4 protein-coding genes are annotated in these 10,373 nt (G+C 51.8%); all 4 read right to left on the bottom strand.

Annotated features, from left to right (window positions below; translation table 11 throughout):
- Window positions 1-308: 308 nt before the first annotated feature.
- Window positions 309-938, bottom strand: a complete 630-nt coding sequence (locus GM556_RS08445; RefSeq protein ID WP_155579827.1) for a hypothetical protein — start codon at window positions 936-938, stop codon at window positions 309-311.
- On the bottom strand, window positions 935-7,822 hold the full coding sequence (locus GM556_RS08440) for a hemagglutinin repeat-containing protein (protein ID WP_196424802.1): 6,888 nt from the start codon (window positions 7,820-7,822) through the stop codon (window positions 935-937). Before GM556_RS08440 ends, GM556_RS08445 begins: the two co-directional genes overlap by 4 nt.
- A gap of 35 nt (window positions 7,823-7,857) precedes the next feature.
- Window positions 7,858-9,576, bottom strand: coding sequence for a ShlB/FhaC/HecB family hemolysin secretion/activation protein (locus GM556_RS08435; protein ID WP_266137962.1), 1,719 nt, complete (start codon window positions 9,574-9,576; stop codon window positions 7,858-7,860).
- 189 nt (window positions 9,577-9,765) lie between these two features.
- Window positions 9,766-10,373, bottom strand: a 608-nt coding sequence (locus tag GM556_RS08430; protein ID WP_230873369.1) for an invasion associated locus B family protein, incomplete at its 5' end; no start/stop codon positions are given.

The following is a 10,373-nucleotide window of genomic DNA, read 5'->3' as shown; positions in this document are numbered from 1 at the left end:
CTCTAAAGATTATATGTCTAACGAATTTATACATCATTTCCCTAACCTTCTCCTCCCCAAAGCAGCTCTTTGAAGCTTATTTACATTCACGGCAGCAACTCCGTTAAACACCTTAACAAAAAGAGCCGCCCCCCCACACCAGCCGAGGCCGCTAATAACATTGCTTTGATTTTGTATTTATTTCAACGTCTATTCCACAACATTAAAAGCTCCCGAAGATACGCCAATACCAACACCACACCTACGCTCAGATTTAAACGTGTCAATAATATTGAAAAACTTAGATGTCCAATAACATAATCGATGAATTACATATATTCTTCTAAAGAACATATGGAAATCCGGCATGAAAGAAGAAAATCCCTTACCCTAATGAGGAAAAAATTAATATTATACAAAAAGGGGACATCATAAAAATCACTATGTTTTGCTTCCTCTGAGAATAATACATTAATTGCCATCTGAAGATCTTTTTCTTTTTTGTAAAAAGATGTAAATTCATCCTCCAAAAAGATAAAATTCTTCAAAAATGAACTATTCCTGCATGAAGAAAGTTTGCCATAAAAAATCTCCAACTCCTTCTGAAAACAGATAACATCAAGATTCTTATTATCTTCAAATAAAATATTTTTATACAATTCACCAAAATTTACCTCATAGGATGAAGAGTCATTTTCATGAATATCTAATAAATGCTGAATAGCATCATGCAGTTCTCCATAAAAACTTATTACCCTTGATAAATTAGAGGCAAATTTAACTACTGGCGAAAGCAAATCATCTACAGCATACCAATCACTTATTTTATTAATTTCCTTAAAAAAAATAATAGATTGCTTCATCTCATCCCCAAAAGAGGAGAAAGAATCCATAAGCCCCTCAGAAATATCTTTATCCCTTGCTCTACAAATTATATATTCAACTAATTTATGCATCATTTTCTTAACTTTCTATTATCCTGAAAAGCTTTTTGAAACTTATCTCCATTCACACTTCCATCTAGATTAAGAACATTTTCTAAATCTCCTTTCTTCGAAAAAACTTCTAAATGATCTTGATGAAGGGAATCAAGATAAAACTGATCGCCTTTTTTTAGAATCGTAACCCCATTCTCATCTTTAATTTTTTTATCAGCCCTATAAATATTAGAACCATTATACTGTCTGCCCGTTTTCGTGGAATTCTTTTTCAATGTTTCTCCAAACCCAGGACGCTCCATTAATTCTTCAATATTATGAACACTATCTGTCTCTCTTTCACTACCTCCACCTCTCGCCCCTCTTATTCCACCTGCTTCCGCATTCGACTCTCTGTCCTGTCGTATGCTGTAAACAGCATTCTCGTTATTACCTTCCTCTGCACCACGCACCTCAGACAAAGTCTGACCTGCATACCCCAAGGCAGGCTCTTCACGCCCTAATCCTAAAAAACGCTCAACTTTGGACGCAACTTTTTCCCCAAAAATTACTCCAAATTCTACTGCTTTCGTTGCGCTTTTTACCTCATGCAAGACTGGAACAACACCTAGAGCGTCGGGAAGTATATTCGAATAATGGCCAGTTACCACATCAAGCCCAACAGCGAGAACGGCAGTAGCCTCACCCAGACCCGGAATCGGCAACAGACCAATCCCCCCAAGAACGGCAGAGGCAACATGATATTCGTCCTCACTCATTAGCTTATGACGCCGCGGAGCTGTGACATGTATATTCTCTACACCATGTGCCTCAACACCTCTCTCCTGCTCCTCCCGCCTTTTTTCCTCTTCCTCTCTTTTTTTCTCATGAGCCTGATCGTTATATTGCTCAATCGCGCCTGCTGCAGCAGCACCATTAAGCGCATTGACAGAGGCACTGCCACCACCAGCCACCAAGCCACCAACTGCTCCACCAGCCGAGGCCGCCGCACTCTCAATCAGGTGGGCAAGACTGTCGTGTAACGTCCTATTCCCTCCCGCCAGACCAGAAGCAGCTGCTTCCGCCAGAGGACGTATCCCCATGGCAAACGCTTTGCCTGTTAATGTTCCCAGCCCAACTGCCCCGACATTGCCCCCCGTCAGCGCAGCAACTCCTGCAGTTCCGCCTGCCTCAATCAGACTACGGGCGATATTCTCCCCAGAAAACACGCCATCCTCAGAGAAAAGCCCTGTGCTGCTAGAACTTTTTTGCTGTGCCGACTTATCTCCATTTTCACGACGTGCTGGTGCCCGAGCATCGTCAATTGCCTCAAACGCACTACCAACAACCTCCCCCACAAGCTGGGTACCCAAGCTTTGCGCTTGCATCTGATTCTGGAGTTTCTGCGCATTAAACTTATTGGCAAAAGCGCCGTTGGCATGAGCGGTATCCCGACTCAAATCACCGCTTAGGCGGGTTGTATTGATAGTAATATTATCGCTAATGGCCGAGCGACTAATGCTACTTTTATTGTAGTCCCGTCCACCACCCAGCATCGACATCGAATTTGCCGCCATGGCCTGGCCAACCTGCCCAAGCCAGCTGGTCGTGTTACCCTGCCCCGCTCCGCCCAAACCGACCTGGAATCCCTCACTCTCCAACTTCCAGCGAGAGATATTTTCAAGATTCCTGCTTGTTAGGCTTCCGGTCGTAATATGGTTTTTCGCTTTATCTGCCGTGCTGGTAATCACTCCGGCTGTTAGGCTCGTGTTACCTGCAACATCAACACCGACCCCTTCATCACCAGCATAAATCCCTGAGAGAAACTGTCCGGTGGACGCATACTGGTCCACTAATTTTTGATGCTGGTAGCTCGCGTTACCACTAGCCATTCCCGCGCCCATCCCCGGGATGGGAATGCTCACACCTCCACTAATGGCCGTTGTCACACTCTTGAAGTCAGAAGTGTTCTGCAAACTAGTGATGGTCAACTGGCCTGTCTTTACGTCCACGCGCCTGCCGCGTACTTCCGCCCCGCGCAGGATGGTGCTGTCATGAGCCTTCAATGTAACACTATTGCTAGCATGCAGCGTTGTATCAACCGCCGTCGCCTGATTGCTTTCCTGACGCTGACTTTGATGCTGGGCAGAAGCCTCCACACTCAAACCACTCTGAGCACCGCCAATATCGTATTTGACCCCAACAGACGCTCCTGTTTCAGAGCGCCGCATTTCCGAATGAGAGCGGTTCCAACCCGCTTCAAGGTCTATATCCTTTTGGGCATCAAGGCTGATATCCTTAGCCTCCAGTTTTGCAGCAATCGCGCTGATAACTCCATCACCGGCATAACCAGGCTGATTGCCGCTCGCCACTACCGAGAGCTGATTGCCTGCATAGGCCATACTGCCGATGACATTGCTCTGATCCTGTTTGGAATCACTTTTTGTTTTCTTAAAGCCAATATCCGCCTGTACGCCGATCAGGGCCATTCCCTCCGCCAGCCCCTTTACAGCCGTATAGGCAGCCTGGGCGCCCTCCATTCCGGCCACCATGGCACTACCCTTGCCCTTCGCTTTACCCGCGGCAAGAGCAGCCTGCACAATCTGTCCCACAACCGAATCAGAGGAGAGACCGGCTGATACGCCAATAGAAAAACTTCTTTGGCCCTGTGTTTGTTTCAGAGTTTGTTCCACAGCCTTGAAGGCCACAGAGGACGCATCAATACTGACATCATGCCCGGCATTGATCATAGAACCCGTGATAGCGGCTCTACTCTTCGCCTGAAGAACTAAATCGCCCGAACCAGCACTAACGGAACTCGCTGCCCAGCTTGTACCTCCGGCTGTCTGTATCGTACGGGACTTGCCATAACCGATGGAGGTCTTCCCACTGGAAATATGAAAAGAAAACCCGCTTTTCTTCTTCTGATAATAAGATGCTGCCGTATCCTTCAGTGCATCAATGCTCAGTGCACCACCGGCGGTTAGTGCTGCATTCTGACTGCCGCTCACCGTACCCTTGATGGCCATATCCGCACCAGATTTCAGCACAGCATTATCATTCGCTACGACAAGGCTACCAACCTCATTCGTACTGTCAGAACTCTGGACGATAGTCTTTTTACGGAACAAGCTATGGCTGACGCTCTGGCTATAGCTGTGTTGCTCGTCCGTTACGGCGTTAAGAGCTAGATTACCCTTTGCTTGCAAAAGCGCATCTTTGCCAGCCATCACGCCAGAACCAGCTAGGGTAAGGTCGCCCCCCAAGGCTGCAACCTCCACCGCCCCGTTGCCCATCACGCTAGAGCCATAATTCTTCACAAAACTGCCCGTCTGCGTGAAATGATGTCTCCTCACCCCACCCGCACCGCGGGTCGTCAAGCTACCTAAGGTAACGTCACGCCCCGCTACGAGGCTAATATCCCCATCAGCGTTCAAATTGCCCGCCTTGAAGGTGATGTCCTGCCCCGCCTGCAACTGCGCCTTACCACGGGCGAGGATACTGCCTTGCTGGACCATCTCATCCTGCATACCGCCTACAATGCGCTGCTGGTTTAGCACGCTCTCATTGCGCAGATTGCCATGCAGGGCAGCCAAGGCCACATCATTACCGCTAATACTGCCCCCCAGATTGGCTAAATCACCTGCTATCGCGGTAATACCCAACCCATCTTGAGCAGTAATCAGCCCACTATTGGTCACCTCATTTGCCGAAAGCGTAATCGTCTTAGCGGCTATCACCCCACCAGAAGCAAGCTGCTCCTCCCCGGGGGCGAGATAGAGTTTAGGGGCCAACACCATCTGGCCATCTACATTAACAGGCACATACCAGACGATGCTATGTGTCAGCTTCTCCTGTTGCTCCGGGGTTAAGGCCACACCGAAGGTTAAACCAAGCTCCTTGGCCTGATTGGCCGCATTATCCAACAAACTGTGCATCTGTTGGTCGGCTGTCTGGTACGTACCGCCCAAAAAGACCTGCCCCGTAGCCGAGACAATCTGCTGCTGGATATAGCGGGCATCAAACCCACCATCCCCGAGGAAACGATAATCCCCCATGGAATGACCAAGACGCCCCAACAGATAATCCGAGCTATGAAGGCCCGCAAAGCTTGCGTAACGAGGGTTCGTCTCCAAAAGATAATGCACAGAAGGAGAACGATTAGGCACAAAAAGCGTATGCCCAGCAGAAAGACTATCCAACACCCCGCTAATCCCTGCGGAAGGCAAGGTTTGGGTAGGTCTATCGCCACTATTAAAACCCGGGAGAGAGGTAAGGTTATGGGCTTTTGCGGCATCAGCGGGACGAACCGGGGTCAGCTTATCACTTTGCAGGCCAGGTAATGACACGGCACTATGGCCAGAGAGAGGGGCCGTAGCATGGGCAATCTTTGTGCTGTTATTAATCGCCCCAGTGAAATCTCCCGTTATAGTACGGCCTGCCGTAATACTGCCCTGCACGCCGGGAAGTTGGACTGTCGGCCCCCATTGCTGCGCCGGCGGCCGGTAACCTTTCTTGCCACCGGGGGTAGATCCGGTAAAAGCTGGGTCGGCATGGCTACTATCCCAGCTACAACCTGCATGGTCATCACAAGAAAGGAAAAACCGCCGCTCGTTCTGATAGCCAATATTATTGAGAGCCCCACCACTAAGAGCAACATCACGCCCAGCCGCCAGATGACCCCCATCATTAAGGATGCCGCCTGCACTGGTAATTAATAGGTCCTGCCCCGCTGAGAGCAGAGGCTCGGCACTCTTGGCACTCGTATGGGTTTCTTCCTCATAGGCATGGGCAGCCCCACGACGCCCACGGGGATGTTTATGCGAAACCAACAACCGCACATAACCCGTCCCCTGTGTCCCTTGGGCGTTCAACAGGCCCTGAGGGACAGCAATATCCGCATCCCCATCACCCCGGCCCTGGCTCCAGAAGGTATGGCGGGATTGTGCAACCTGCGTGCCTTTAAGGATAGTATTGCTCAGCTGATCCGCCAAAATAACAAGGTCACTCGTAGCCCCAGAGGCGGTAATCTGGCCGGATTGATTGTAAAGCCCTGCCATAGCCCGACCATTCGGCCCACTAAGGGCAATACTACCATTATCAGCAAGGATGGCCCCCTCGCTATTCGTCAAGGTGCCCGGTAGGGTCAACCGTACCCCGCTGGCCCCTTCCATCACCCCCGTATTGCGCAGGTCTCCCCCACTCGTAACAGACAGTGCCCCTCCCTGAGCGGAAAGCGCGCCATCATTGCTCACGCTACCCGCCGTGAGCTGAATACCTCCCCCCGCGAGAATCCCCCCTCCCTGAGCGATGCTATAAGCCCCCGGCAAGCTGACATCCACATTACGCCCAGCCTGCAAAACCTCACGCCCAACCAAAGAAGCAGTCGTAACAGTAAGGTCCCGTCCCGCTATGAGCTGATCCAAGCCGTTCAACCCCGTAACAGCAAGGCGAAGGTCCCCCGCACTCTCCACAAGCCCTTGGCCATTCTGAAAATCTGTCAGGCTGTCGCGCGCAGAGGCAGAGGAAGTACCATCACCTCCCCGGTCAATCACCAACCCATGAGTGGGGGAGAGTGCCACCAACCCGCCCCCGTCATTCAGAAGCTGAGCTGTGGCTAAATGCAGGTCTCCCGCATTTGCCTGTATCACACCCTGTCGGTTATCAATCTGCCGACCTATAACCGCCTCAACCCCTCCATTACCGTAAATCAACCCGCCTTTATTCGTGAGCTGCTCAGCCTCTAGATGCAAAGCATCCTGTCCGGTAATGATTTGCCCGCTATTGGTAATGTCATGCCCATGAAGATGGGCCGCACCATTCTGACTATAAATAATGCCCTTATTATTCAGCACGCCCTCTGTATGCAGGCTCAACGTACCGTTCTGTGTAGCAATGTGACCGGCATTCTCTAGCCCATCTTGGCTATGAATCTCCGCCTGCTCCCCGGCATAAACGTGCCCTTGTGCGCCAAGCTGGATAGGCCCTGTCTGATGCGCCACCACATTCCCAGAAGCCGCCATAGTGCCATTAAGAACAAGATTACCCCGCCCATCCAAATGCATATCACCGGCATTAGCGGCCATGGTGCCATCCACCCGTACACCAGCCCCGGCCTCATTAACGATCATATAGATGCTATTGGCGTACAACCCGCCTAACGCAGCAGTATCAACAGCTAATTCCGGCTTTTTGCGCCCATCATCCGCCAAGGGTGTAACGGCATTGCTGCCATAAGCTACATGATTACGCCCCAGCACAAGGTTAGCCCGCTGTGCATTAACCTGCCCGTCAATCTTCACGCGCCGCGATAAGATGTCTAACACTGGCACAGTGGCAAAATCAGCCCCCTGCGCCCCGAAATGCACCGTACCGCCCGCAATGGTAAAAGCCTGTAACCCGCCCTGACTATTCAGCTCTGGATGACCCGTAGCCAACGTGACACGAGACGTATTGATAAAGCCACAGCCATTGCAGGTTAGCCCGTTCGGGTTAGCAATCACCACCGCAGCCTGCTTCCCTGCCACCTCGGTATAACCCAATATCTGGCTGGGCAGTGGGCCTGTCACCTCATTAAGGATCAGCCCCGCCGCATGGCCGTGCAGTTGGGTATTACCCAACACCACACCGCCTATCTTCGTTTGAGTATCATGAGTAGCATTATTAAGGATTACACCACGCTGAGGCACCCCATAGGCACGGAACATATTATGAGACACACCCGCCCCGTTGGGCTGGATGATATTGATCTGGTCAAGTCCGTTTTGGGTCTTATCCAGCACGGGATGGGGACCATGGCCAGCCGGGTCCACCACAATCTGCGGTGGGGCTTGCTGGGCTAATGCCTGTGTGGCCGTTGAGGCCATGAGCAGCACAGAGGCACAAAAGAGATTCACAATCCGCTGGAACAGGGAAGGCCCTACCATGTCATCATGTACCTTTTGATTCTCTATCATCTCACTCACATCCGTATCCCAGCACTGAAGAAGGTAATCAGCCCCTCAGCAGGGAGCGGACCACGGGCGATGGCATGGGTCAGCATCACATCCCAAAAGAGCACCCCGCTTGCCTTACGGATGCCAAGCCCTACCCCCGCCATCTCGCCGCCTTTCAACACCGCTGGGGTCGCACGCGAGGCAAAGCCGGCGCGCACCACGCCAAAATCCAGCGCGCCGTAAAACTGCACTCCTTTGAAGAAAGCGCGACAAAACCCAGTGTAAGGGCCACATCTCAGCGTATCCGTCTCCGGTGAAAAGGAGAGGTCATTACGCATGTACCCGCCATTATTGCCGACAAACGCCTGCTCCAGAAAACCGCGTACCGTATATGGGCCGCCTACTTGCAACTCATTGGTCGGGTTCTGATCATGAGAGCTAACCTCCCCATGCATGGTGGTATGCCAGAGCCAGCGCGCAGCAAAAGGCACATAACCATCAATATCCAGCATGGGCTTTACATAGGCACGATGTGGCTCATTCCAGGCGGGATGGGCGTAGTAATTCCAACTCCCCGCTCCGTCTATGCCAATCTTCACCCCGCCTGTAATATACCAGCTACTCCCCCAGATATGGAGAGATTCACTAATATTGGCATTTACGTAAGCTTGCCGCCCGCTCTGGCTCCAAACATTGGTATGATCTACCTGCGAACCGAAGCTTTTGCGCTCAAAAGAAACCTGCGCAGTAGTCACGCCCGTATTATTCCGCCATAGCGTACGAGAAAGCCCGAGCTGCCAGTCCATTCTTGAGCCAGTAAGGTGATAAATATCCGTTCCCGCTAAAAGTGGATAAGCATCCTGCGACTGCCACCACGAACCAAAAAATGTCCAATATCCAAAGGGAATTGACCCATTCGCTGAGAGGAAGGACGTACCTCGTGCCCCATGATCCGGCCCGCGTAGAGAATGGTCATATTCTACCGACCACATATCTAACAAACCCAGCGGGTTCTCCGCACTCAGCAGCGCATGACCAACCACTCGGCCTGTCGCCTTCTGGCCGTTATTATCCGCCCAGAGCTGACCATGCAGGATGTTCTGCTCCGGCGCATTGACCGTCACGCGGGACGTACCGGGCTTCGTACCGGGGCTAATCTTCATCTGTGCGCCAAAATGGGGCAGGCGGTTCATCTGCTCCACACCTTCCTCAAGGTCGCGCAGATTGAGAATATGGCCCTTCAGCCCAGGGAAGGCCATGACATCAACTAACCGCCGTGCCCGACCCTGTATATCCACCCCCTCAAGCTGCCCCTCCACCACCGTGACGGTAAGCGTACCGCTGCTTAATGTCTGCTCCGGCAGATAAGCGCGAGAGGTGATGTAGCCATGCTTTACATAGGCCGCATTCAACTGATTTAGCAGGGCATTGAGGTCTTTTACCGCAAGGCATCGCCCCTCATACTCAGTGGCGATATGTTTAAGCTCTCCAGCAGGGAGATGCTGAGCTCCATTTATATTTATCTTATGAATGACCATGCAGGCCGGGGACGCATCTTGCGGCGTTGGCTGTGGGGCTATCTGCACATTAGCCGTAGGAGGAGGCAGGGAATCTAGCTGCTGCTGATGCTGACGAAACCGCTGAAACTGATCCTGAGCCGAACCCGGCCCAGCAGGTAAGCCAGGTAGCACAGGCGGTGTTGAAGGTTCTGCCCGCCCAGGCTCCGTCAGACTAGACAATAACACAACCAGGAGGATGCCCCAGAGGAAAAGACATACCCGTCCTTTTCGATCCTCTCTCGCAGGCAGCATCCATCGCTTTATAGCGACCCGCAGGCCCTGTAATTTGCCACAATCATGATACATAATTATAAATGGGACCGGCCACCTCAAAGCGACCAGACGAGGCTAACCCTCTCCCTGCTCCCCGATGTCTTAACGGCGAAACGGGGACTGATGGATCCAGCTTTCAAGCTGGCCCAATGCGGCAACGGCGCCATCCATGACGAAATTGATGGTCAACGTACCACCCACTACCTTATCCACCATAATATGCCCGTTCTTACCTGCTCTGAACTCCGCAACCTGCGCTGTAGTCAGATCCAGCGAGGCCATACAGCCTGTAGACACACAAGATTGCCAACGCAGAGTAATAGGGCTATTGCCATCCAGAGCGAGGCGCGGTTGGGTTAATAAAGAGAAAGCCAGCGGCACCACAACTGTCATCCGCCACGGCCGGCTGGAGAGAGGCGTACTTACCGTATTTTCAGTCGCGCGAGCGAGGATGACTGCGCCTAGAGGCTCGGCTTTACCGCTCTCTCCCTGCATCATTAGGCTTTGCTGCATCAAACAGAATTGCGGCCCCGCTGCCGGATTAGTCGGGGGAAATAGACAACGATACCCCCATTCCCCCGCAGTACCGGACATCACCATCGGAGAGGTCTTCGCCCCATCACTAGCCGCCGCTGTCGCTACCGCACCAACAGGTGCTGCATAAGTAGGGAGCGCATTAAAAGCTAACCCCCATACCATGCTTCCTAAAA

Source organism: Bombella sp. ESL0378 (assembly GCF_009725845.1).
GTDB lineage: Bacteria > Pseudomonadota > Alphaproteobacteria > Acetobacterales > Acetobacteraceae > Bombella > Bombella pollinis.
The sequence above is the reverse complement of the archived record's forward strand: the minus strand, read 5'-3'. Positions and strand labels throughout refer to the sequence as shown.